This is a genomic window from Segniliparus rugosus ATCC BAA-974, assembly GCF_000185725.2.
Classification (GTDB): domain Bacteria; phylum Actinomycetota; class Actinomycetes; order Mycobacteriales; family Mycobacteriaceae; genus Segniliparus; species Segniliparus rugosus.
Map to the genome: position 1 here is coordinate 1973283 of NZ_KI391953.1, position 23036 is coordinate 1996318.

Consider the following 23036-nt stretch of genomic DNA (forward strand, 5'->3'; position numbering starts at 1 on the left):
GCGCTATGGCTGGCTACACCACTCGCGCGGTTGTGTCGGCGTTGTGCCTCGCCGCCGCTCCGCTCTGGGCCTCGACCGCGCAGGCGGGCCCGCCCGGTTCGCCGGGATACTGCCCGGGCGACGGTTTGATGCACGACTGGGACACGGGACAGGCGTTCGCCCCATGCCCGATCGGCGGGGGGCTGGTGTACACCCCGAAGGGCAACGTCTGGGTGGACCGCAACGGCACGGTGCACCCTGCCGCGACCCCGCAAGGACAGGGGCAGCGCAACGGGCCCTACCCCAACGAGTACTCGCCGGACAGCGACGGCGGGCCGAACCCCCGGCCCGCTCCGGTCCGGCCCGGAGGCCCGCCGCCGATGCCGCAGGGGAACGCCGGGGCGATCGGCGGAGGGCCGTAGCCGGGCGGGGCTCTCGAACAAGCTTTCGCGAAACGCGGATCGGGTTGTCGTCAAGAAGGGTTGCGTTTCGGTAACGTCGATGTCCTCATGAACGCGTCCGAGCAGATTCTCCATGGCCTCAACCCGCAGCAGGCAGAAGCGGTCGTCCATCTCGGCGCGCCGCTGTGCATCATCGCGGGCGCGGGGTCGGGCAAAACCTCCGTCATCACCAGGCGCGTGGCCTGGCTCTTGGCCGAGCGGCAAGCGAGGCCGGGCGAAATCCTCGCGATCACCTTCACGAACAAGGCGGCGGGCGAGCTGAAAGAACGTGTCGGAGCCTTGGTCGGAGGCCGGATGTGGGAGATGTGGGTCTCCACCTTCCACTCCTCCTGCGCGCGTTTCCTCCGGGCCGAGGCGAGCGCGGAGGCCGGCTTCGACCGCAACTTCACCATCTACGACTCGGACGACTCCAAACGCCTGCTCTCGATGGTCGCGGAGGAGCTGGAGCTGGACTCGAACCGGTTCCCGCCGCGCATGCTGGCCGCGAAGATCGGCGATTTGAAGAACGAGCTGATCACCCCCGAGGCGGCCCTCGCCGGGGTGGAAGACCCGTTCGACCTGCTGCTCGGCCAGGTGTACCGGCGCTATCAGGAGCGCTTGGCCGCCGCGAACGCGATGGACTTCGACGATCTGATCATGCGGGCGGTGCAGCTCTTGCAGACGAACGACGAGGTCGCCGAGCGCTGGCGGGCGAGGTTCCGCCACGTGCTCGTGGACGAGTACCAGGACACCAACCACGCCCAGTACGTGCTGATCCGCGAACTCGTCGGCGCGGGCGCGGGCACCCAGGTCGGGGCGGAGACCTCGGCCTTGACCGTGGTGGGGGACTCGGACCAGTCCATCTATCGGTTCCGGGGCGCGACGATCCGCAATATCGAAGAGTTCGAGCGCGACTTCCCCAACGCCCGCACCGTGCTTTTGGAGCAGAACTACCGCTCGACGCAGAACATCCTCTCCGCCGCGAACGCCGTCATCGCGCACAACGAGGGCAGGCGGGAGAAACGGCTGTGGACCGAGGCGGGCGACGGCCGGCAGATCGTCGGCTACGTGGCCGACCACGAGCACGACGAGGCGGGCTTCATCGCGACGGAGATCGCCGAGCTGGTCCGCGCCGGGGCCAAGCACGGCGACATCGCGGTGTTCTACCGCACGAACAACGCGTCGCGCGTGTTCGAGGAGGCGTTCATCCGGCACGCCGTGCCGTACCGGGTGGTCGGCGGCCAACGCTTCTACGACCGGAGAGAGGTCCGCGACGTGATCGCTTACCTGCGGGTGATCGCCAACCCGTCCGACGCGGTCAGCCTCACGCGGATCATCAACACGCCGAGGCGCGGGGTCGGCGACAAGGCGCAAGCGCAGATCGCGTCGTGGGCTGGGTCGCAGGGGAAGACCTTCTGGGAAGGGTGCCAGGCGGCGGCCGAGGGGGCGATCCCCGCGCTCGCGGCCCGCTCGCAGCGGTCGGTCGCGGAGTTCGTCGCGATGCTCGCCGGACTGCGCGACGAACTCTCGGCGGGCGAGCTGACAGTCGGCGAGCTCGTCGCCCAGACGGTGGAGCGCAGCGGCTACCGGGCGACGCTCGCCGACAGCACGGACCCGCAGGACGGCGCGCGGCTGGAGAACCTCGACGAGCTTATCTCCGTCGCGGTGGAGTACGGAGAAATGGCGGCGGGGCAAGAGGGCGGCGCGGTCGCGGACGGCCTGGCGGGAGAGCTCCGGGTCGCCCTGCCACCGGAGGAGGAGGGCGAGAGCGGGGCGGACGGGGACGCGGGCGTGGCCAAATTGCGGGACTTCCTCGAGCAGGTCTCGCTCGTCGCGGATTCGGACCGGCTCCCGGAGGGCGGCTCGGAGTCGGGCGTGGTCACGCTTATGACGCTGCACACCGCGAAAGGGCTGGAGTTCCCCGTGGTGTTCATGACCGGGCTGGAGGAGGGACAGTTCCCGCACCTGCGCTCGCTCGGCGATCCGGTCGAGCTGGCCGAGGAGCGCAGGCTCGCCTACGTCGGGATCACGCGGGCGCGGGAACAGCTGTATGTCAGCAGGTCGCTCACCCGCACGTTCCGGGGTTCGCCGATGACCAACCCGCCCTCCCGGTTCCTGATCGAAATCCCGCCGCACCTGGTCTCGTGGCGGCGGGGCGAGCCCGATCAGACCTGGGCGGGCTTCACCAGGAGCGACTTCGGCTCGGTGTCCGCGCCGAGGGCCGAGAACGCGGCCCCGTTCCGCAGGCCCGCCGCCGAGCGCGGCCCCAGGCCAAGGCCGAACCTGCGCCACGAGAGCTTCGAGGTCGGCGACCGCGTGAACCACGACAAATACGGCCTTGGCAAGGTGGTCGCGAGCAGCGGGCACGGCGCGGCGGCCACGGTCACCGTGGACTTCGGCAGCAGCGGGACGATGAAGCTGATGCTGATCGGCGGCGTCCCCATGTCCAAACTCTGACCTCGCTCAGCTCCGCGCGTGGACCTCACGTCGCGGTTGTTGGAGCAGTTCGTCGTTCTTCGCCGAGGAAGGCATTTCGGACGCGCAGCGGACTTTCTGGCCGCAGCCCAGCACATCGTCCGCAGAGCGCAACGTCCAGCGTCTTCTAGTGCGGGGGCGCGCCGCGCGCCGCGTTGGCGAAAAAGGGAGAAAAAGGAACGGAAGCGGGGGCCGACCGGAGGGGCCGGACGCTTGGGGCGGCGCTACTGCTTGCTGGCGGGAGAGCCCGCGACGTACGGCGTGCCGTCGAACTTCACGCCGCGCGCGGCGAGCCAGCGCACGGGGTCGACCTTGTCCTTGCCGCCCAGCCAAATCTCAAGGTGCAGGTGCGTGCCGGTGGAGAACCCGAGGTTGCCCATTCCGGCGATACGGTCGCCCGCGAGAACCTTCTGGCCCGCGCGCACGTAGATCGCGCTGATATGGCCGTAGACGCTGATCGTGCCGTCCTCGTGCTGGATGCGGATCCACTGGCCGAACCCGGAGGCGGGGCCGGCCTCGACGACCGTCCCGTCCGCGACCGCGACGATCGGGCTGCCGTACGCGCCCGCGATGTCCGCGCCCGCGTGCAGGCTGCCCCAGCGGTAGCCGAAACCGGAGGTGAAGGTGCCGAAAGCGGGGGCGGTGTACAGGGGGCGCAGATGCGCGGCCTCCTGCTGCTCGCGCTCTTGCGAGAACTGCGCGCCGGTGGCGAGCTGGTCGAGGTAGCCGGAGAAGTCGGCGCGGGGGATGACGGCGACTTGGTCGTCAGCGCCCGCGCCGCCGACGAGCTGGCCGTCGGTGGAGACAGCGGTCAGCTGGGTGGTGACGGAGTTCTGCGCCGCGTTGCTGGATTTGGCGGACTCCAAGCCGCACGCTCCGGTGAACGACGCGCCGACGATGACGGCTCCGATGCCGACGGGGGTGACTCGCAGCGAGCGGGCGCGGTGGGCGGTCCGGGCCGAAGCCTCGTCGTCCTGGCCGCCGTGGACCTTGGCCACCAGCTCGGCGACGGAAAGCGGGCGCTCGGCGGAGGCTCCGCAATGCGCGGCGCGCCGCAGCGAGAACTCCTCGTCGGACTGCCCGGCGTGCCCGAAAGCCTGCGCGGAGCCGGTCTGCTCCGGCGCGAACTGCTCGGATCCGAGCTGCGCGACGGACGAGTCTTGCGGGATATCGGCCATCCGGAAAGGCGCATACGCGGTTTGTTCCGTGCGCTTCGCGCGACGCGGCAGCATGAACACCGCTCATTTCCTCCTGAGATTAGCGCCGATAGGGGTTTTCATTCGGAGACCTGCTCTACCTGGGAACAGGCGTGTGGAGTGTGACCCGTGTCGCCACGCGGCCGTGATCGCTCCGTGATTCTGTCCACAGGAGACTAGCCAAACCCACAGAGGCGGCGCAACTTCTCTGGTGCGTTCTTACAAATTTCTTATGAACTGTCTGAGTCCGAGCTGTGTCGTGGATATGCGAGGCGGGCGAGGTACCGTCAAGGGCGATGTCCGCGCTTCTTATCGCCCACCGCGCCGCAGGCTGCCTGAGCCTCGCGGCGGGGGCGCTGAGCGTGCTCGGCGGGGTCGGCCCGCTGCTCAAGGTGCGCTCTGCTTCGGCGCTTGGCGAGATCCTCGACAGCGGCCCTGTGCATTCCCCGGCTGTGCTCTCGGCGCATTGGGCCGCGCTCGCGGGGGCGTTCTTGCTCGTGGCGGGGATCGGGCTCCTCGTGCCCGGCCGCGCGCAGCGGATCCGCCCCGCCGCCTCGGTGCTGTGGGCGGCCCCGGTTCCGGCTGCGCTCTCGGCGCTGCGCACCGCTTCGTCCGCCGTCGAAGCCGCGCAGAGCCCTGATCCGCTCATGCGGCTCGCGGCTCCGACGCTGGCGTTCGACTGGGGCGCTTGGCTGCTGGTGGCCTCGGTTGTTTTCGCCGGGGCCTCGGGTTTCGCCTGCCTGGTCGCGGGGGTGCTCGACCGCGAGGCGTGGGAGCACGCGCGCGAGCTTGCCGAGGCGGCCCGGGCCGAGAAGGGCAAAAGGCGCAAGGCGCGTCGCGAGGCGGCGGTCGAGGCGGACCCGCGCGAGCGTCCGCCCGACCGCCGCGCCGTCGCGCTCTACGCGGCGGCGGGCGCGTTCGGGGCGTTGGGCGCGCTGTTGCCGCTCTATGTCGGACCGGGGTTCCGCTCGACCTGGCTGCCCGACGTGCCGTTCGCCTCGCAAGCGTTCGGACAGTTCTTGCTCGCGCTCGTGGTCGCGGCCTCGGCGGTCGTCGGCGTGCGGTCGCGCCGGAGCAGACAGCCCGCGCTGTGCGCGGGCTGCGCGCTTTCGTTAGTGGCGTATGTCGCTGGCTACCCCTTCCTCTCGGGCAACGTGCCGGGCTCGACGCCTGGTCCGGGGTTTTGGGCCGGGCTGGTCGGCGCGGCGTTGTTCGCGGCGGCGGCGGGGGTGGCGGCAGACCCGACGTCGCGGCTTTCTCGGCAGTCGCTAGGCTCCTTGCGACGAGATCAGACAAAGACATAGGCGGTGAGCATGGATCTCTTCGAGTACCAGGCGAAGGAGCTGTACCTCAAGCACGGGGTGCCGACCACACCAGGGGCGGTGACCGACACCCCGGAAGGGGCTCGGGAGATCGCCGAGCGAATCGGAAAGCCTGTGATGGTGAAGGCCCAGGTGCAGGTCGGAGGCCGTGGGAAAGCTGGCGGGGTCAAGTACGCCGCCACCCCGGAGGACGCGTACGAGCACGCGAAGAACATCCTCGGCCTCGACATCAAGGGGCATGTCGTCAAACGGCTGCTCATCGCCGAGGCGGCGGACATCGCCGAGGAGTACTACTTCTCCTTCCTCCTTGACCGCTCTGTCGGAGGCTTCATCGCGATCGTCTCCTCGGCGGGCGGCATGGAGATCGAAGAAGTGGCCCACACCACTCCGGAGAAGGTCGCGAAGATCCCGGTCGACTACAACGCGGGCGTCGACGTGGCCAAGGCCCGCGAGCTCGCCGTGGCGGGCGGCCTCCCTGAGGCGGTGCTGGACAAGGCCGCGGTGACCATCTCGAAGCTGTGGGAGGTCTTCGTGAAGGAGGACGCCACCCTGGTGGAGGTCAACCCGCTCGCGCGCACCACGGACGACCAGATCCTTGCGCTGGACGGGAAGGTCACCCTCGACGGCAACGCCGAGTTCCGCCACCCCGACCACGAGGAGTTCGCGGTCGCAGTGGAGCAGGACCCGCTTGAGGCGAAGGCGAAGGCGAACGACCTGAACTACGTGAAGCTCGACGGCCAGGTCGGCGTCATCGGCAACGGCGCGGGCCTTGTGATGTCCACGCTCGACGTGGTCGCGTACGCGGGGGAGGGCCACAAGGACGTGAAGCCCGCGAACTTCCTCGACATCGGCGGCGGCGCCTCGGCCTCGGTCATGGCGGCGGGCCTGGACGTGATCCTGGGCGACGAGCAGGTCAAGAGCGTGTTCGTCAACGTCTTCGGCGGCATCACCGCCTGCGACGCGGTGGCGAACGGCATCGTCGGCGCGCTGGACACCCTCGGCGACACGGCCACCAAGCCGATCGTGGTGCGGCTCGACGGCAACAACGTCGAATTGGGCAGGCAGATCCTCGCCGAGCGGGCGCATCCGCTCGTGACCGAGGTGGGCACCATGGACGAAGCTGCGGACAAGGCGGCCGAGCTGGCCGCGGGCGAGTAACCGAAGGAAACAAGGGACTAGAGAAGCAATGTCTATTTACCTGAACAAAGACTCCAAGGTCATCGTCCAAGGCATCACCGGCGGCGAGGGCACCAAGCACACCGCGCTCATGCTCAAGGCGGGCACGCAGGTGGTCGGCGGGGTGAACGCCAAGAAGGCGGGCACCACGGTCGCGCACAAGGGCAAAGACGGCAACGATGTCGAGCTGCCGGTGTTCGGCACGGTCGCCGAGGCCATCGAGAAGACCGGGGCCGACGTGTCGATCGCGTTCGTGCCGCCCGCGTTCACCAAGTCGGCGATGATCGAGGCGATCGAAGCCGAGATCCCGCTCTTGGTGGTCATCACCGAGGGCGTGCCGGTGCACGACACCGTCGCCGCCTTCGCGCATAACAAGGCGAAGGGCTCCAAGACCAGGGTCATCGGCCCGAACTGCCCCGGCATCATCACGCCGGGCGAATCGCTCGTCGGCATCACCCCGGCGAACATCGCAGGCTCCGGCCCGGTCGGCTTGGTGTCCAAGTCCGGCACGCTCACGTACCAGATGATGTACGAGCTGCGCGACTTCGGCTTCTCCACGGCCATCGGCATCGGCGGCGACCCGGTCATCGGCACCTCGCACATCGACGCGATCAAGGCGTTCCAGGAAGACCCGGCCACCGAGCTGATCGTGATGATCGGCGAGATCGGCGGCGACGCCGAGGAGCGCGCGGCGGCGTACATCAAAGAGAACGTGACCAAGCCGGTCGTCGCCTACGTCGCGGGCTTCACCGCCCCCGAGGGCAAGACCATGGGCCACGCGGGAGCCATCGTCTCCGGCTCGGCGGGCACCGCTGAGGCGAAAAAGGCCGCGCTCGAGGCGGTCGGCGTGAAGGTCGGCAAGACCCCGTCGGGCACCGCGGCGCTCGCACGGGAGATCTTGACGGGCAAAGCTTGATCATCTTTGATGCCGGTGTGGCGTAGGCTGATGGCTTGTATTAACGTCAGAGGCGCTGAAAAGGTTCAGTGCTGTGCACTTGAGATTTGAACGAGGGAGATTCGCATGAGCTATCCACAGCAAGGTTACGGGGCGCCCCCGCAAGGCGGGTATGGAGCGCCCCAGGGCGGATACGGTCCTCCCCAGGGCGGATACTACGGGCAGCAGCCCGGCCCGTACGGCGCGCCGCAGGCTCCGAAGGCCCCCGCTGATCTCGGCAAGGTCTTCGGCCTCTCGGTGCTCGGCGTCGGCGCGTTGATCGGCCTGCTGCATTTCGTCGCGGTGATCCTCGGGGATCTCGGGCCTGTGCTCATCGCGCCGACGGCGGCGGTGGAGTTCGCCGCGGCGCTGGTGGTCGGCTTCGGCCTCGCGGCGAAGCCGGCCCAGAAGAACACGGTCGTCGTCGCGGCGCTCAGCGTCGCAGGCGCGCTGACCGGGCTGGTCGCGGTGATCCAGGTGTTCGCCGCCGCCATCCAGCCCGACACGACGACGCTGGTCCTGGTGATCGTCGTCTTCGTGCTCGCGCTGATCCAGGGCGGCCTCGCCTCGGCGGTCGTGTTCACCGACAAGGGCGACGAGGACCTGGTGAAGACGGAGCTTCCGCCTTCGCAGACCCAGGCGAGCCCGTACGCGGGCCCGCAGCAGCCGATCGGCCCGCAGTCCTACGAGGCTCCGCAGCAGCCGTCCGCCCCGCAGCAGCCGTCCTACGCGCAGGCCCCGGCCCAGGCGCAGCAGTTCGGACAGGGCCAGGCCGCGGCTCCCAGCCCGTACGCGAGCCCTGCTCCGGCTGCCCCGCAGCAGCAGGCCCCGCCCGCGCAGCAGGCTCCGGTGGCCCCGCCGCCCGCCTCCCCCTACGGCATCCCCGCCGCGGGCGCGGGCGCTCAGCCGCCCGCCGCGCCCGGCCAGCCGCAGATCAACCTTGGGTTGGGGGAGCCGCCCCGCGCCCACTGACTGGGGTCCGCGCGGCGCGCGGGACTCTCCTGCCGACAATGCGCACAGTTCAGGCTCGCCGTTCGCGGCGAGCCTGAACTGTTTCTGGGGGAGGGTCTGCGATCCTGGTCGAGATGGTCACTCGTACGGTTCCTCGCGCGGCGCTCAGAAAAGACGGGGCGAAGCCGAACAGGACACGTGTCCAGAATTCGACGAGGGACGACGCTTCCGGGCTGAACCCGAACGCGCTCCGCGTGCTTCGGGACGTGTTGGTCTGGTCCGAGTCGAGGACTGCGCGGGAGCCCCGCTCGCTTTTCACCGTCGCGTTCGCCCCTTCTGGCATGCTGCTCGGCCTGGTCGCCGCGATCTCCCTGGTGGCGCTGGTGAGCGTCGACAGCGATTTGCAGGGGGCGTTCGGGGCCATCGCGTTGATGTGGCTCGCGGTGCACCAAGTCCCGATTTCCATCGCGGACAACACGCTCGGCGCGCTGCCCCTCGCCCCGACGGCTTTCGTCATGCTCTTCGTGGCCAGGATCTCGGCGCAGGCGGCTTCGACTCGGTCGACGTCGCGGGACTTGCGGCAAGTGCTCGCGGCCGCCATGGGCGGGCCGCTTGTGATCACGATGATTCTGCTCGCGACGGCGAAAGACGCGGCGACGGTCGTCCCGCTCAACGCTCCCGCGCCCGCCCCGGCGCTGGCCTGGGTGACCGGGGTCCATCTTGTCGCGTCCGGCCTCGGAATCCTGTGGTCGCGGCGCGAGGCCGTCGGCGAGGCGCTCCCGAGCTGGGGCCCCGCCGCTCTGCAGCTCGGGGTCCGGGCCGGCCTCTGGCTGTTCGTCCTCGGCGGCGGGCTGACCGTGCTGAACATGGTCGCGCATTGGGCCAGGCTCGCCTCTGGGTTCGGCGCGGGCTCTGACGGCGTCGGACTGGTCGGCGTGCTGCTGATCAGCGCACTGTACTTCCCGAACGTCATGGTCTCCGGGACCGATGTGCTGCTGGGCGCGACGGTGCGGATGGGCGGCACGTCCATCGGCCTTGACCACGCGCAGATCGGACAGCTCCCGTTGCTGCCCGTTTTCTCCCCGCTCGTCTCCTGGCATTTCGGGAAGGCCTCGTTCGCGGCGCTCCTGGTGCCCGCCCTGGTCGGCGCGTGGCTCGGCGGCGAATGCGCGGGCAAGGCTCGGACGGTGACGGCTTCGGCGCGCTCTTCTGCGGCGGCCGCTGGCGTCGCGGCGACGCTCGTCCTCCTCGTCTCCGCCGCCGTGTGCGGCAGGGTGGCGGTGCTCGGCTCGTGGTCGGTGAATCTGCCGCTCGTCTGGGGGGCGGCGTTCGTCCTGCTCGCGGCTCCCGCCGTGGCCGTGGCCGTCGCCACCACCGCCCCAGCCGCGCTGCGCGAGCGGCCCGAGCCTGCCGTGGTCATCTCCCCGGCGCGGGAGGCGAACTCCTGGGCGGAGGGCGAGGACGAGGCGGAGGAAGGCGCTGGCGAACCGGCGGAAGCCGAGCCGGACGCGTCGGACGAGCCCGCCGAGCACGCCGCCGAGGAAGCCGAGCCCGAGGCCGAGGGGGAGGAGCGCGCCGAGTAGGATCTGCTGGTGACCCATGAAGGTTCCGAGATTCCTCGATCAGCGCGTATCGCTGTCCTCGCCTCTGGGACCGGCAGTCTCTTCAGATCCCTCCTTGAAGCCGCGTCGGCCGATGGCTTTCCCGGCCAGGTGGTCGGCCTCGTCGCGGACCGGGCCTGTCTCGCGGAGTCCATCGCCAGTGACGCGGGGGTTCCGGTGCAGCGGGTGGATCCGAGGGCGAGGCCGGACCGCGCCTCCTGGGACAAAGCGCTCACCCGCGCCGTGGCTTCGACAAGCCCGGACGTGGTGGTCTGCGCGGGGTTCATGCGGGTGCTCGCGAAGGTCTTCGTCGACCGCTTCCCCGACCGGATCGTGAACTCGCACCCCGCGCTGCTGCCCTCGTTCCCCGGCGCGCACGCGGTGCGGGACGCCCTCGCCTACGGCGTGCGGGTGACCGGGACGACGGTGCACCTGGTGGACTACGGCGTGGACACCGGGCCGATCCTCGCGCAGGAGCCTGTCCCGGTGCTGGCGAGGGACACCGAAGAAACGTTGCACGAGCGGATCAAAGAAGTCGAACGGCGGCTTTTGCCACAAACCGTGGCAGGGCTTATCACCGGCGCGGTCGCGCCGGCACATCGGAAGGAGCTGGATCGTTGACGGACGTTGAGCGGCGGGGGATCCGCCGGGCGCTGGTGAGCGTTTCGGACAAGCGTGGGATCGCAGAGTTCGCGGCCGGCCTCGCGCAGCGCGGGGTGTCGTTGGTCGCCACCGGCTCGACGGCCGCCCTCATCGAGGGCGCGGGCGTCGCGGTCCAACGGGTCGAAGAGCTCACCGGCTTCCCCGAAGTCCTCGACGGCAGGGTCAAGACGCTGCACCCGAAGGTGCACGCGGGCGTGCTCGCCGACACCAGGCTCGCCGCCCACCTCGAGCAGCTGGAGCAGCTCGGGATCGAACCGTTCGACCTGGTCGTGGTGAACCTCTACCCGTTCTCGGCCACCGTCGCCTCCGGGGCGGGGTTCGAGGAGTGCGTCGAGCAGATCGACATCGGCGGCCCTTCGATGGTGCGGGCCGCCGCGAAGAACCATCCGAGCGTGGCCGTCGTGGTCGATCCAGGGCTCTACGACGAAGTGCTCGCCGCAGTGGACGCGGGCGGGTTCGACCTGGCGAGGCGGCGGCAGCTGGCCCAGCTCGCCTTCCAGCACACAGCCGAGTACGACTCCGCGATCGCGAACTGGTTCTCCGCGCAAGAGTCCGGGGACGAGCCGCCCGCATGGGCGAGCCTCACGTTGCGCCGCGCGGATGTGCTCCGGTACGGGGAGAACCCGCACCAGCGCGCCGCGCTGTACGTGAACGCGACCGCGCGCTCCGGGCTCGCGCAGGCCGAGCAGCTGCACGGCAAGCAGATGAGCTACAACAACTTCACCGACGCGGAAGCTGCGCTCCGCGCGGCAGGAGAGCACGAGGGCCCGGCGGTCGCGATCATCAAGCACGCCAACCCGTGCGGGATCGCGGTGGGCGAGACGGTCGCCGAGGCTCATCGCAAGGCGCACGCCTGCGACCCGGTGAGCGCGTTCGGCGGGGTGATCGCGGTCAACCGCGAGGTGGACGAGGCGCTGGCGGGGCAGATCGCCGAGATTTTCACGGAAGTGGTGGTCGCCACCGGCTTCGCCCCGGCGGCGCGGGAGATCCTCTCCCGCAAGCCCAGCATCCGGCTCATCGTCGTCCCCGAGGTGCCTCGTCCGGGCTGGCAGCTCAGGCCGATCCCCGGCGGGGCGCTCTTACAGCAGTACGACGACCTCGGCGCGCCGGGGGACTCCCCGTCCGCCTGGCGGCTCGCGGCGGGCGAGCCCGCCGTCGCGGCGACGCTCGCCGACCTCGCCTTCGCGTGGCGGGCGTGCCGCTCGGTCAAATCCAACGCCATCGTGCTCGCGCGCGACCTCGCCACGGTCGGAGTCGGCATGGGCCAGGTGAACCGCGTGGACTCTGCGCGGCTCGCAGTGGCTCGCGCGGGGGAGCGCTCGCGCGGGGCAGTCGGGGCTTCGGACGCGTTCTTCCCGTTCCCGGACGGGCTCGAAGTCCTCGCCGAAGCGGGAGCCAAGGCGATCGTCGCCCCTGGCGGCTCGGTGCGCGACGGCGAGGTCATCGAGGCCGCGGAGAAGGCGGGTGTGACGCTCTATCTGACGGACGTCCGCCACTTCTCGCATTAGTCCTGGGGTCTGCGCGGCGCCTCGCGGCGTTCTCGGCTTCTCGCGTACCCGCTCGTTCCTCGCTTGTTCGTACGCCACGTCGCCTGCGGCCTTGCGATACATCCGCGCAGGGCTCCCCAGGCGGGGTCTGCGCGGCGCCTCGCGGCGTTCTCGGCGCTGCGCTGTGGTTCTGTCGTTCGCGCCGTGTGACCTGGCTCGCTCCGAGGGCGCGGATCCTGGCGGATCGCGCGTCCATCGGCGATGTGAGGGAGGCGGCGGCGCAAGGAGCCGCTAGGCTAAGGACCGTCAGCCCGAGACGAGTGGGCTGGCGCAACGACGAAGAAGGAGAGGCCGCCGATGGCGAGCATTGAGGACGTTCACGCGCGGGAGATCCTCGACTCTCGGGGCAACCCGACGGTCGAAGTCGAGGTGCTGCTCGAAGACGGCAGCGCGGGACGGGCCGCGGTCCCGTCCGGGGCGTCCACTGGCGAGCACGAGGCGGTGGAGCTGCGCGACGGCGGGCCGCGTTACGGCGGCAAGGGCGTGCAGAAGGCGGTCGAAGCGGTGATCCGCGAGCTCGGCCCCGCCGTCGCGGGCTTCGAGGCGGAGGACCAGCGTCTGGTGGACCAGGCGCTCATCGACGCGGACGGCACCCCGGCTAAGTCCCGGCTCGGCGCGAACGCGGTGCTCGGCGTCTCCCTCGCGGTGGCGAAGGCGGCGGCCAACTCGGTCGGCCTGCCGCTCTACCGCTACCTCGGCGGCCCGACCGCGCACATCCTCCCCGTGCCGATGCTCAACATCCTCAACGGCGGCGCGCACGCCGACACCGGCGTGGACGTGCAGGAGTTCATGATCGCCCCGATCGGCGCGCCGAACTTCAAGGACGCGTTGCGCTGGGGCGTCGAGGTGTACCACGCCTTGAAGGCGGAGCTGAAGAAGCGCGGCCTTGCGACCGGGCTCGGCGACGAGGGCGGTTTCGCCCCGCAGGTGGCCGGGACGCGCGAGGCGCTCGACCTGATCGACGCCGCGATCAGCGCGACCGGCCTCAAGCTCGGCTCGGACGTGGCGCTCGCGCTGGACGTCGCCGCGACGGAGTTCTTCGCGAAGGGCGAGGGCTACAAGTTCGAGGGCAAGATCCGCCAGGCCGAGGAGCTGGGCGACTTCTACGAGAGCCTGCTCGCCGACTATCCGCTGGTGTCCATCGAGGACCCGCTCGCCGAGGACGACTGGGACGGCTGGGTCGCGCTGACCGAGCGCATCGGCTCGAAGGTGCAGCTGGTCGGCGACGACCTGTTCGTCACCAACCCCGAGCGGCTCGAAGAGGGCATCATCAAGGGCGCGGGCAACGCGCTTTTGGTGAAGGTGAACCAGATCGGCTCGCTCACCGAGACCTTCGACGCGGTCACCCTCGCGCAGACCAGCGGCTACAAGACCATGATGAGCCACCGTTCCGGCGAGACCGAGGACACCACCATCGCGGACCTCGCCGTCGCGACCTCCTCGGGCCAGATCAAGACCGGGGCCCCGGCGCGCAGCGAGCGCGTCGCGAAGTACAACCAGCTGTTGCGCATCGAAGAGGGCCGTCGGCGACGCGGCGAGGTACGCGGGGGAGCTTGCCTTCCCCCGCTTCGAGAAGGCGTGAGAGAGGCCGCATGTTCCAAGCGATGTTCGCCCGCCGGGCCGTGGTGCTCGCGCTGGTCGTCTGCGGGCTCGCGCTGACGTTGGCCGGGCCGTTGCGGGTGTACCTCACCCAGCAGCATGAGATGGCCCAGCTCGCGTCGCAAGAGCGCCAGAAGCAGGCGGCCATCGACACACTGCGGTACCAGCGGGCGCGTCGCGACTCGAACGCGAACGAGATCATCCAGGCCAGAGGCATGGGCTACGTCTTCCCAGGGGAGACCCCGGTCCAGGTGATGCTCCCGTCGCACGGCGAGCAGCAGTCCGTCCCGGCTGCCGCCGAGCGCAAGAAAGAGGGCCCGTGGTACGGGCAAGTATGGTCCTCCATCACCGTCCCCTCCTCGTGATGGCCGGGTTTTGACCGATCAAGCTTGTTTTTGTTGAGGTGGTCGCGTTTATGGTTTCTGAAGAAGACCTCGCCGTCATCGCGGAGCAGCTCGGGCGCGTGCCGCGCGGAGTCCTCGAAGTGTCCTACCGGTGCCCGGACGGCAGCCCTGGCGTGGTGCTCACGAGCCCTCGGCTTCCGGACGGCACGCCGTTCCCGACGCTGTACTACTTGACGGACCCCAGGCTCACCGCCACAGCGGGCCGGTTCGAGTCGGTGGGCACGATGGCGATTCTGGCCAAGGCATTGGCCTCGGACCCGGCGCTGGCCGAGGGGTATCGGAGGGCGCATGAGGCGTTCCTCGCGAAACGGGACGAAGCGGCCGACCGCGCGGGCACGTCGCGGCTGGAGGGCACGTTCAGCGCGGGCGGCATGCCGGACCGGGTGAAGTGCCTGCACGCCCTGATCGCGCACTCGCTGTCGGAGGGGCCGGGGCTCAACCCGGTCGGCGACATCGCCGTGGCGCTGGGCGTCCGCGTCGCGGGGGAGCGCCAGAAAGGCGCCTGGCCGCAGGAGTGGCCGTCGCTTTCGACATGGCCCGATGTGGCAGAGCAGCTGGCGGCCGTGCATGTCTGAGGCCCGGATGCTGGGAGCCGTCGATTGCGGGACGAATTCGCTGCGGCTTTTGATCGGCGAGGTCGGACCGGACGGCGTGCGGGTCGTGCGCCGCGAGACGCGGATCGTCGGACTGGGCAGGGGCGTGGACAAGACCGGCAGGATCGCCGCCGAGTCGATGGAGCGGTCGTTGGCCGCTTTGGCGGACTACGCGGGCTTGATGCGGGAGGCCGGCGTCGAGAGCGCGGCGATGGTCGCCACGTCGGCCTCGCGTGACGCGCGGAACGCGGACGAGTTCCTGGATCGGGCGCGGGCCGTGCTCGGCGGGGTGTGTCCCGACCCGGATGTCCGGGTGATCAGCGGACGAGAAGAGGCGCAGCTGAGCTTCGTGGGGGCCACGGGAGGCATAGCGGCTCCGGGGCCCTATGTCGTCGTGGACGTCGGGGGTGGCTCGACGGAACTCGCGGTCGGCTCTGCGTCCGAGGCGGCGGGGACGGTGTCGCTGGCGATGGGGTGCGTCCGGCTCACCGAGCGGTTCGTGAGCGCCGACCCGCCGGCGGAGGCCGACCTCGCGGGGGCGCGCGCCTACGCGAGGGATCTGCTCCACGCGAACGAGCCCGCCGGTCTCACGCAGGTCCGCACGGCGGTCGCGGTTGCGGGCACCGCGCTGACCGTCGCGGCCATCGCGCTGGGCCACACGGCGTTGGAGCCGGGCCTTCTCTCGCGCGAGCGGGTGTCGGTCTCCCAGGTCGTGACGACGGCGGGTCTGCTCAGCTCGATGACCCTCGCCGAGCGGACCGCGCTCGGGCCGATGGACCCCGGTCGGGCGCAGGTCATCCCCTGCGGCGCATGGATTCTCGCGGAGGTCGGGCTCTACCTGCGCGAGCGCGCGGGGATCACTGAGTTTTTGGTGCGGGAGGAAGACATCCTCGACGGAGTGCTGCTGGGTTTGTAGCGGCGATCCGAGCCGCGGCTGGGCGCTCGTGCGCCTCCTCGCGTTATCAGCTCCGCTTGCGGGTGAGGGCGATGTAGGTGATCGTGCCCGCGACCGCCGCCGTGAGCGAACCCGCGGCGGAGATCAGCGCGGCGCGTCCCTTCGGCAACTGTTGCGCCGTGCGGGAGAGGATCCGCGCCCGCAGCGACACCGGACGGGAGAAGGAGAGCACCGGCCAGTTCCGCTTGCCCGCGGCCTTGCGCAGCGCCCGGTCGGGGTTGACGGCTGTCGGGTTCCCGACCGCGGCGAGCATCGGAAGATCGGTGATGGAGTCCGCGTAGGCGTAGCTGCCCGCGAGGTCGAGGCCCTCTTGCTGCGCCAATGCCTCCATCGCCTCGACTTTGCCCTCGCCGAAGCAGTAGAAGTCCACCTCGCCGGTGTACTTGCCGTCCTTGACGGTCATCTGCGTCGCCATGGAGTGGTCGGCCCCCAGCAGTTTGGCGATGGGCTCGACGACCTCCTGCCCCGAAGCGGAGACGATGACGACGCGGTGCCCGCGCGCTTTGTGCGCGGCGATCAGCTCGGTCGCCTCGGAGAACACCATCGGTTCGACGATGTCGCGCAGAGTCTCCGCCACCACGGCCCGCACTTCGGCGACGTCCCAACCCGTGCACATGTCCGCGAGGTGCTTGCGGAGCCGGTCCATCTGCTGGTGGTCGGCCCCGGAGAGCTGGAAGAGGAACTGCGCGTAGCTGCTTTTCAAGACAGCGCGTCGGCCGACGAGCCCCTGCTCGTAGAAGGGGCGGCCAAAGGCGAGCGAGCTCGATTTCGCGATGAGCGTGCGGTCGAGGTCGAAGAAAGCCGCCAGTTGGGACATATCTTTCAGAATAACGTCCCCATGTGGCCGACGCACCTTCCCTTGATCATCACGGGCTGTGATCAGCCTCTCGAGCCGACGAACGCTGTGACGCCTGACGCTGCGGCTTCGCCTCGGTTCGGGCTCCGCCACAAGCCCCGGTCGGCGAGGATCGGCAGCACGCCTTCGCCGAACCAGTAGGCCTCCTCGACGTGCGGATAGCCCGAGAGGATGAAGTGGTCGATCCCGAGGTCCGCGTACTCGGCGATGCGGTCGGCGACCTCGGCGTGCGAGCCGACCAGCGCCGTGCCCGCGCCGCCCCGGACCAGGCCGACCCCCGCCCAGAGGTTGGGGGAGATTTCGAGGTTGTCGGCGCTGCCCCCGTGCAGGGCGAGCATGCGGCGTTGTCCCTCGGACTCGCTGCGGGCGAGGTTCTGCTGCACCCGTGCGACGTCGGCGGGGTCGACGCCGGCCAAGAGGCGGGCGGCTTCGGCCCAGGCCTGCTCGCTGGTGTCGCGGGAGATGACGTGGATGCGCAGGCCGTAGGTCAGCTCGCGGCCCCGCTCCGCCGCGAGCGAGCGGATCCAGTCGATCTTCTCGCGCACCGCGTCCAGCGGCTCGCCCCAGGTGAGGTAGGTGTCCGCGTGGGCGGCGGCGACTCGGCCCGCTTCGGGGGAGGAGCCGCCGAAGAACACGGGCGGGACCGGGTCGGGCCTGCGGGCGAGCAGCGCCTCGTGGACGCGCACGTGCGTGCCGTCCAGGCTCACCGGCTCGTGGGAGGTCCACAGCCTGCGCACCACGTCGAGGAATTCCGCGCACCGCTCGTAGCGCTCGGCCTTCGGCAGGAAGTCGCCGTATGCCTGCTGCTCGTGCGCCTCGCCGCCGGTGACGACGTTGAGCAGGAGCCGGCCTCCGGAATGCCACTGGTAGGTGGCGGCCATCTGCGCGGCAAGCGTCGGGCTGATCAGGCCGGGGCGGAACGCGACGAGGAATTTGAGGGTCTCGGTGGACTCCACCAACAGGGCCGTGGTGAGCCACGCGTCCTCGCACCACGCGCCGGTCGGGGTGAGCACCGCCTCGAAGCCGTTCTCCTCAGCCGCGAGGCTGATCTGCTTGAGGTAGCGCAGCGTCGCGGGGCGGTCGCCGGACATATGGGTGCCATGGCCTCCGGCGATGAGGCCGCGCGAGTCGCCGTATGTGGGCAGGAACCAGTGGAAGGAGAGCGGAGGTCGGGAGGTCACCCCGCGCATGCTAGCCAGAACGCGGCGAGCGCGCCGGGCGCGATCCGGCCGAGGCTCCCACGGGCTGGCGTTTCGATTTCTTTCTCGGTGATTGCCGCGCTCGTCGCAATCGCCGCGTTCCCGGCGGTCCGGGGTCGCGGCTGCTCGGGAGGGGAACGCGCTGGCCAATCCGCACGGCAGACGGTAGACTTTCCGGCATATCCCGAAAGAGCGACAGAGCGACCAGGAGAACACGATCCACCAGAGGAAAGACGACCCCAGCAGCGGAGCGGCCCTGTGACCAGGGACCCCCGCGAAGCCCATCGGGAAGAAACTTCTCGGGAAGCGGCGACTGTCCGCCCAGTCTTGGCGGCGATCCCCACCGAACCCGGCGAAACGAGGCCAGTCCGCCGCCGGATCAGCGTCGAGCCGAAGACCATGCTGCTGCTGCTCGGGTCGATGGACGCGAATCTGCGGGCGCTCGAACAAATCCTGCCGGTCGACTTCCACGCCAGAGGCGACGTGATCTCCTTGACCGGAGCCCCGGAGGCCGTGGCCCGCGCGGAGAGCGTGGTCAACGAGCTGGTGGAGCTCGCAGAGCGCAGCGGCGCGCTCACCCCGGAGACGGTCCGCCAGGCCGCGCGCCTTCAGACGGTCACCGACGAGTCGCCCGCCCAAGTCTTCGGGCACGGCGTGCTCTCGCGCAATGGCAAGACGATCCGGCCGAAGACGCTCGGCCAGAAGCAGTACGTCGCCGCCATCGACGCCCACACCATCGTGTTCGGCTCCGGGCCCGCGGGCACCGGGAAGACCTATCTCGCCATGGCGAAGGCGGTGCAGGCGCTGGAGTCCAAGCAGGTGCGCCGCATCGTGCTCACCCGCCCGGTGGTGGAGGCGGGGGAGCACCTCGGCTTCTTGCCGGGGACGCTGCACCAGAAGATCGACCCCTACCTGCGCCCCCTGTACGACGCGCTGCGCGAGATGATGGCCCCGGAGACCGCCGCGAAGCTGCTGGAGACCGAGGTCATCGAGGTGCTGCCGCTCGCGTACATGCGCGGGCGCACCCTCAACGACAGCTTCATCATCCTCGACGAGGCGCAGAACACGACCGCCGAGCAGATGAAGATGTTCCTCACCAGGCTCGGGTTCGGCTCGAAGATGGTCGTCACCGGCGACCTCTCCCAGGGCGACCTGCCGCACGGGCGGCGCAGCGGGCTCGCCCAGGCGACCAGCCTCTTGCGCGAGGTCGACGACATCGCGGTCGTGAACCTCACCAACGCCGACGTGGTGCGCCACCGCTTGGTCGCGCAGATCGTCCAGGCGTACGAGCGCGCGGAGGCGGACGAGGAGTCGCGGCGCGCGCAGAGCGGCCAGGCGCGGACGAAGGGGGAGCCCAGATGAGCGTGGAGCTGGCCAACGAGTCGGGCCTGGCGGCCCCGGAGGGCATGCTGATCCATGTGGCGCAGTTCGCCCTGGACCAAATGCGGGTCAACCCCGCCGCGGAGTTGTCCATGCTCTTGGTGGACACGAGCACAATGGCGCACCTGCACCAGCAGTGGATGAACCTGCCGGGGCCGACCGACGTGCTCTCGTTCCCCATGGACGACGCCGAGCCGGACGGCCGTCCCGACGCGGTCGAGGCGGCGCAGACCCTCCTCGGCGACATCGTGCTGTGCCCGGAGGTCGCCGCCGAGCAGGCCGAGGCCGCCGGGCACAGCACGGAGCACGAGCTGATCGTCTTGACCGTGCACGGCGTGCTGCACATCCTCGGCTACGACCACGCCGAGCCGGAGGAGGAGGCCGAGATGTTCGGCTTGCAGGGCAAGCTGGTGGAGCGTTGGTACGCGAACGCGAAGGCGCAGGCCAAGGCGGAAGCGCTCGGCAGGAGGGACGCGAAGTTGCTGCGCAGCGTCGGTTTGGACGGCGAGGGCGGCGACTGAGCGGTGAGCGCTTCTGACTCGGTAGCCTCCGTGCTTGGCCTCGTCGTCGGAGGGCTCGGATGCGCCTGCCTCGCCGGCGTGTTCGCGAGCGTGGACGCCGCGATCAACTCGATCTCCGCGGCCAGGGTCGAGGACCTCGCCGCGGGGGAGCGCCCAGGGGCCGTCCGGCTGCTGCCGATCATCGCGGACCGGGCGCGGTACGTGAACCTGCTCGTGCTGCTGCGGCTCGCCTTCGAGATCACGGCCACCGCGCTCGTCGTCGCTGTGACCAGGGAATTCTTCAGCTTCGGCCCGAGCCTCGCCGTCGCCGCCGCCGTGATGGTGCTGGTCAGCTACGTGCTCATCGGCGTGGGCCCGCGCACCGTCGGCCGACAGCACGCCTACGAGATCGCGATCGCCTCGGCCATCCCGTTGCGCATGATCAGCAGCCTCCTCAGCCCCGTCTCGAAGCTGCTCATCCTCGTCGGCAACGCCATCACGCCGGGGAAGGGGTTCCGCGAGGGGCCGTTCGCCTCGGAGATCGAGCTGCGCGAGCTGGTGGACCTCGCGAAGGAGCGCGGCGTGGTGGCCGACGAGGAGCGCCGGATGATCCAGTCGGTCTTCGAGCTCGGGGACACGACGGCGAGGGAGATCATGGTGCCCCGCCCGGACATGGTGTGGATCGAGGCGGACAAGACGGCGGCGCAGGCGATCTCGCTCGCGGTGCGCAGCGGCCATTCGCGGATCCCGGTCATCGGCGAGACGGTGGACGACGTGGTCGGGGTGGCCTATCTGAAAGACTTGGTGGAGCACACGATCCAGAGCGCGGACGGCGAGCTGCGGGGCAAAGACGGCCAGGCGGCTCCGGTCTGCGAGTTCATGCGCGCCGCCACCTTCGTCCCGGACTCCAAGCCGCTGGACAAGCTGCTGGAGGAGATGCAGCGGACCCGCAACCACATGGCCCTCTTGGTGGACGAGTACGGCGGCATCGCCGGGCTGGTCACCATCGAGGACGTGCTCGAGGAGATCGTGGGGGAGATCGTCGACGAGTACGACGAGAACGAAGTCGCCCCGGTCGACAAGATCGGCCAGAACGAGTACCGGGTGTCCGCCAGGGTGCATCTGGAAGACCTCGGCGAACTCTTGGACGTGGAGCTGGACGAGGAAGAGGTGGACACGGTCGGCGGGCTGCTCGCCCTGCGCCTCGGCAGGGTGCCGCTGCCCGGCGCGACGGTGCGCACCGACGGGCTGGAGCTGGTCGCCGAGGGCGGCCCGGACGCGCGGGGCAGGCTGCGGATCACCACCGTTCTGGTGCGCAGGCTCGACACGGACCGCGCGGAACTCCCCAAGGAGGCGATCGCGTGACGGAGGGCCGCACGAGATTCGGAGGCGCAGTGCAGCACAGGTTCCCGGAGGGCTTCCGCTCGGGCTTCGTCTGTTTCGCGGGCAGGCCGAACGTCGGCAAGTCCTCGCTCATCAACGCGCTCGTCGGCGCGGAGGTGATGATCACCTCCGCGCACCCGCAGACCACGCGCCGCGCTGTGCGGGCGATCCTCAACGCCCCCGAGCACCAGATCGTCATCGTCGACACCCCCGGCGTGCACCGGCCGCGCACCGCGCTGTCCGAACGGCTCAACGACGCGGCGGCCCAGGCCTTCGCCGAGGTGGACGTGGTGGGGTTCTGCGTCCCCGCCGACGAGGAGATCGGGCCGGGGGACCGGTTCATCCTCGACCAGGTGCGGCGCGAGGCTCCGAAGGCCAAACTGATCGGCCTCGTCACCAAGATCGACAAACGCGGCAGGGAGCGGACGGCGGAGCAGCTGCTCGCGCTCTCGGTGCTCCTCGGCCCCGAGCACGAGGTGGTGCCGGTCTCCCGGCAGTCCCCCGAGCAGTTGTCGGCGCTGACGGAGCTGCTGGTGGGGCTCATGCCGGAAGGGCCGCCGTGGTATCCGACGGACCAGGTGGTGGACGACTCGGACGAGGCGAGGGTGGCAGAGCTGGTCCGCGAGGCGGCTCTCGCCCGATTGCGCGACGAACTGCCGCACTCGGTCATGGTGGTCGTGGAGGAGACCGAGCGCAAAAAGGGCCTCTGGGTCGTGTACGCGTCCCTGTACGTGGAGCGGCCCAGCCAGAAAGCGATTGTGATCGGCGCGAAAGGCTCCGTGCTGCGGGAGATCGGAGCCGCCGCGCGCTCGCGCATCGAGGCCGCGTTCGGGACGCGGGTCCATTTGGACCTCCGGGTGAAAGTGGCCAAGGACTGGCAGCGCGATCCGAAGCAGCTCGACCGCTTCGGTTTCTAATCCCCGGCCTTCGCCTGGCGAGCCGTGCCGCATCCATGCGAATGCGGGGAAACGTCGGCCTGGTCTCGCTCGTCTCGGCACGGCCGGTTTGATAGTGTTCTGTTGAGATCGGGCGGACACGCCCAAAAGACGTAGGAGGTCAGGGCGTGAGCGACCCGTTTGAGGCGATGCGGATTCCCAAGGAGCAAGCCGCTGCCCCGTCCGCGCCGCAGCCGTCCTCCCCGCCCGTCCAAGGGCGGCCGCAAGCCCCGGTCCAGCCCGTCCCGCCGCAGGCGCGCCGGGCTGCGGAATCCGCGCAGTCGGCTCCGTTGCCCGGTCCGTCCGACGATCCCTTCGAGCAGATGCGCATCCGCCCCGAAAGCACGCACCCTGGCGCGCGCCCCGGAGCCGCGCAGCCGCTCGGCGGGGCCTCGGACGGGCAGTCGAGATCGCTTTTGGCCGACGTGCCGCGCTTGCGCGCCTACTCAGGCTCCGCCTCGCTGGGCGTGCGGATCCTCGCCCGCGCCATCGACGTCGTGTTCGTCTCGTTGATCGCGGTCGGGCTGTGGTTCTTGCTCGCCTACCTTTTGAAGGGCAAGCTCGTGCTGGACTTCAGCGTGGGCGGCTACCTCGCCTTCGCGCTCGTCTTCGTGGCGCTGAACCTGGTGTACGAGGTGCTGTGCACGCAGTTCGGCGGCAGCACCATCGGGCGCTCGATCTTCAAACTCCACGTGGTGCAGTACAACACCGGCGAAGTGATGGACACGAACACGTCGATCTTCCGCCAGCTCTTGCCCTCGGCGGCGCTGCTGGTCCCGTTCGCGGGCGTGGCGCTCGCCCCGCTCACGTATCTCTCCGCGCTCTGGGACCCCACCCGGCTCAAGCGGGACTGGACCGACCGGCTCACCGAGACCACGTGGGTGCGCCGGGTCTGAAGCCGGAGCCGAGCCCGGCGGGCTCCGCCGGGCGGCAGACGCTCGTCGGCCC

The 23036-nt window shown here is 70.1% G+C and carries 20 protein-coding genes and 1 pseudogene; 18 read left to right on the top strand and 3 right to left on the bottom strand.

The window, feature by feature from the left end; all coding sequences use genetic code 11:
- The first annotated feature begins 5 nt into the window (after positions 1-5).
- Both HMPREF9336_RS09705 and HMPREF9336_RS09710 read left to right on the top strand, forming a co-directional pair.
- Entirely contained in the window at positions 6-401 is a 396-nt protein-coding gene (locus HMPREF9336_RS09705) for a hypothetical protein (protein WP_007471328.1), read from the top strand.
- A gap of 87 nt (positions 402-488) precedes the next feature.
- The gene (locus HMPREF9336_RS09710) at positions 489-2876 is read left to right on the top strand and encodes a UvrD-helicase domain-containing protein (RefSeq protein WP_021030438.1); all 2388 of its coding nucleotides are present in this window, start codon (positions 489-491) and stop codon (positions 2874-2876) included.
- A 242-nt stretch (positions 2877-3118) separates the two neighbouring features.
- Here the strand turns inward: HMPREF9336_RS09710 and HMPREF9336_RS09715 are convergent, their stop codons facing one another.
- Positions 3119-4132 carry a M23 family metallopeptidase gene (locus tag HMPREF9336_RS09715; protein WP_007471330.1) on the bottom strand — a complete coding sequence of 338 codons (1014 nt, stop codon included), beginning with the start codon at positions 4130-4132 and terminating at the stop codon, positions 3119-3121.
- Between the two features lie 254 nt (positions 4133-4386).
- Between HMPREF9336_RS09715 and HMPREF9336_RS09720 the strand changes: the two genes are divergently transcribed.
- The 11 genes and pseudogenes from HMPREF9336_RS09720 to HMPREF9336_RS09770 all read left to right on the top strand — a co-directional run bounded on the left by HMPREF9336_RS09720 (position 4387) and on the right by HMPREF9336_RS09770 (position 15796).
- Positions 4387-5394 (top strand): hypothetical protein, encoded by a 1008-nt coding sequence (locus HMPREF9336_RS09720; RefSeq protein WP_021030439.1) that lies wholly within the window; start codon positions 4387-4389, stop codon positions 5392-5394.
- Positions 5395-5403: 9 nt separating this feature from the next.
- Entirely contained in the window at positions 5404-6570 is a 1167-nt protein-coding gene (gene sucC, locus HMPREF9336_RS09725) for an ADP-forming succinate--CoA ligase subunit beta (protein WP_007471332.1), read from the top strand.
- Between the two features lie 28 nt (positions 6571-6598).
- Positions 6599-7504, top strand: coding sequence for a succinate--CoA ligase subunit alpha (gene sucD / locus HMPREF9336_RS09730; RefSeq protein WP_007471333.1), 906 nt, complete (start codon positions 6599-6601; stop codon positions 7502-7504).
- Between the two features lie 105 nt (positions 7505-7609).
- Positions 7610-8494, top strand: a complete 885-nt coding sequence (locus HMPREF9336_RS18800; protein ID WP_021030440.1) for a hypothetical protein — start codon at positions 7610-7612, stop codon at positions 8492-8494.
- Positions 8495-8607: 113 nt separating this feature from the next.
- Positions 8608-10056 (top strand): cell division protein PerM, encoded by a 1449-nt coding sequence (locus HMPREF9336_RS09740; RefSeq protein WP_007471336.1) that lies wholly within the window; start codon positions 8608-8610, stop codon positions 10054-10056.
- 9 nt (positions 10057-10065) lie between these two features.
- Positions 10066-10695 (top strand): phosphoribosylglycinamide formyltransferase, encoded by a 630-nt coding sequence (gene purN, locus HMPREF9336_RS09745; protein ID WP_007471338.1) that lies wholly within the window; start codon positions 10066-10068, stop codon positions 10693-10695.
- Positions 10692-12245 (top strand): bifunctional phosphoribosylaminoimidazolecarboxamide formyltransferase/IMP cyclohydrolase, encoded by a 1554-nt coding sequence (purH, locus tag HMPREF9336_RS09750; protein ID WP_007471339.1) that lies wholly within the window; start codon positions 10692-10694, stop codon positions 12243-12245. Before purN ends, purH begins: the two co-directional genes overlap by 4 nt.
- Positions 12246-12581: 336 nt before the next feature.
- A pseudogene (gene eno, locus HMPREF9336_RS09755) lies at positions 12582-13866 on the top strand (phosphopyruvate hydratase).
- A gap of 10 nt (positions 13867-13876) precedes the next feature.
- Entirely contained in the window at positions 13877-14248 is a 372-nt protein-coding gene (locus tag HMPREF9336_RS09760) for an FtsB family cell division protein (RefSeq protein ID WP_051357200.1), read from the top strand.
- A 50-nt stretch (positions 14249-14298) separates the two neighbouring features.
- Positions 14299-14862 carry a DUF501 domain-containing protein gene (locus HMPREF9336_RS09765; protein ID WP_007471341.1) on the top strand — a complete coding sequence of 188 codons (564 nt, stop codon included), beginning with the start codon at positions 14299-14301 and terminating at the stop codon, positions 14860-14862.
- Complete coding sequence (locus HMPREF9336_RS09770) at positions 14855-15796, top strand: Ppx/GppA phosphatase family protein (RefSeq protein WP_007471342.1); 942 nt, start codon at positions 14855-14857, stop codon at positions 15794-15796. The genes HMPREF9336_RS09765 and HMPREF9336_RS09770 overlap by 8 nt, the downstream gene beginning before the upstream one ends.
- A 46-nt stretch (positions 15797-15842) precedes the next feature.
- On the opposite strand, the gene HMPREF9336_RS09775 is transcribed toward HMPREF9336_RS09770, so the two are convergent.
- Both HMPREF9336_RS09775 and HMPREF9336_RS09780 read right to left on the bottom strand, forming a co-directional pair.
- A complete protein-coding gene (locus tag HMPREF9336_RS09775) occupies positions 15843-16652 on the bottom strand; it encodes an HAD family hydrolase (protein ID WP_007471343.1) in 810 nt (269 codons plus the stop codon).
- A 62-nt stretch (positions 16653-16714) separates the two neighbouring features.
- Complete coding sequence (locus HMPREF9336_RS09780) at positions 16715-17881, bottom strand: LLM class flavin-dependent oxidoreductase (RefSeq protein ID WP_007471344.1); 1167 nt, start codon at positions 17879-17881, stop codon at positions 16715-16717.
- A 336-nt stretch (positions 17882-18217) separates the two neighbouring features.
- On the opposite strand from HMPREF9336_RS09780, the gene HMPREF9336_RS09785 reads away from it, so the two are divergent.
- The 5 genes from HMPREF9336_RS09785 to HMPREF9336_RS09805 all read left to right on the top strand — a co-directional run bounded on the left by HMPREF9336_RS09785 (position 18218) and on the right by HMPREF9336_RS09805 (position 22984).
- The gene (locus tag HMPREF9336_RS09785) at positions 18218-19252 is read left to right on the top strand and encodes a PhoH family protein (protein ID WP_040584754.1); all 1035 of its coding nucleotides are present in this window, start codon (positions 18218-18220) and stop codon (positions 19250-19252) included.
- Complete coding sequence (gene ybeY / locus HMPREF9336_RS09790; RefSeq protein WP_007471348.1) at positions 19249-19791, top strand: rRNA maturation RNase YbeY; 543 nt, start codon at positions 19249-19251, stop codon at positions 19789-19791. The genes HMPREF9336_RS09785 and ybeY overlap by 4 nt, the downstream gene beginning before the upstream one ends.
- 3 nt (positions 19792-19794) lie before the next feature.
- Complete coding sequence (locus tag HMPREF9336_RS09795) at positions 19795-21135, top strand: hemolysin family protein (protein WP_021030443.1); 1341 nt, start codon at positions 19795-19797, stop codon at positions 21133-21135.
- The gene (era, locus tag HMPREF9336_RS09800; protein ID WP_021030444.1) at positions 21132-22070 is read left to right on the top strand and encodes a GTPase Era; all 939 of its coding nucleotides are present in this window, start codon (positions 21132-21134) and stop codon (positions 22068-22070) included. The genes HMPREF9336_RS09795 and era overlap by 4 nt, the downstream gene beginning before the upstream one ends.
- 146 nt (positions 22071-22216) lie before the next feature.
- Positions 22217-22984, top strand: coding sequence for an RDD family protein (locus HMPREF9336_RS09805; RefSeq protein WP_007471353.1), 768 nt, complete (start codon positions 22217-22219; stop codon positions 22982-22984).
- Positions 22985-23036: the final 52 nt, after the last annotated feature.

Bases quoted from the DNA above. Each gene is read 5' to 3' on its own strand.
- ybeY (WP_007471348.1), top strand. From the start codon at position 19,249: ATGAGCGTGGAGCTGGCCAACGAGTCGGGCCTGGCGGCCCCGGAGGGC.
- HMPREF9336_RS09720 (WP_021030439.1), top strand. From the start codon at position 4,387: ATGTCCGCGCTTCTTATCGCCCACCGCGCCGCAGGCTGCCTGAGCCTC.
- HMPREF9336_RS09765 (WP_007471341.1), top strand. From the start codon at position 14,299: ATGGTTTCTGAAGAAGACCTCGCCGTCATCGCGGAGCAGCTCGGGCGC.
- HMPREF9336_RS09770 (WP_007471342.1), top strand. From the start codon at position 14,855: ATGTCTGAGGCCCGGATGCTGGGAGCCGTCGATTGCGGGACGAATTCG.
- HMPREF9336_RS09775 (WP_007471343.1), bottom strand. From the start codon at position 16,652: ATGTCCCAACTGGCGGCTTTCTTCGACCTCGACCGCACGCTCATCGCG.
- HMPREF9336_RS09705 (WP_007471328.1), top strand. From the start codon at position 6: ATGGCTGGCTACACCACTCGCGCGGTTGTGTCGGCGTTGTGCCTCGCC.
- HMPREF9336_RS09710 (WP_021030438.1), top strand. From the start codon at position 489: ATGAACGCGTCCGAGCAGATTCTCCATGGCCTCAACCCGCAGCAGGCA.
- sucC (WP_007471332.1), top strand. From the start codon at position 5,404: ATGGATCTCTTCGAGTACCAGGCGAAGGAGCTGTACCTCAAGCACGGG.
- HMPREF9336_RS09760 (WP_051357200.1), top strand. From the start codon at position 13,877: ATGTTCCAAGCGATGTTCGCCCGCCGGGCCGTGGTGCTCGCGCTGGTC.
- HMPREF9336_RS09780 (WP_007471344.1), bottom strand. From the start codon at position 17,881: ATGCGCGGGGTGACCTCCCGACCTCCGCTCTCCTTCCACTGGTTCCTG.
- HMPREF9336_RS18800 (WP_021030440.1), top strand. From the start codon at position 7,610: ATGAGCTATCCACAGCAAGGTTACGGGGCGCCCCCGCAAGGCGGGTAT.
- sucD (WP_007471333.1), top strand. From the start codon at position 6,599: ATGTCTATTTACCTGAACAAAGACTCCAAGGTCATCGTCCAAGGCATC.
- HMPREF9336_RS09740 (WP_007471336.1), top strand. From the start codon at position 8,608: ATGGTCACTCGTACGGTTCCTCGCGCGGCGCTCAGAAAAGACGGGGCG.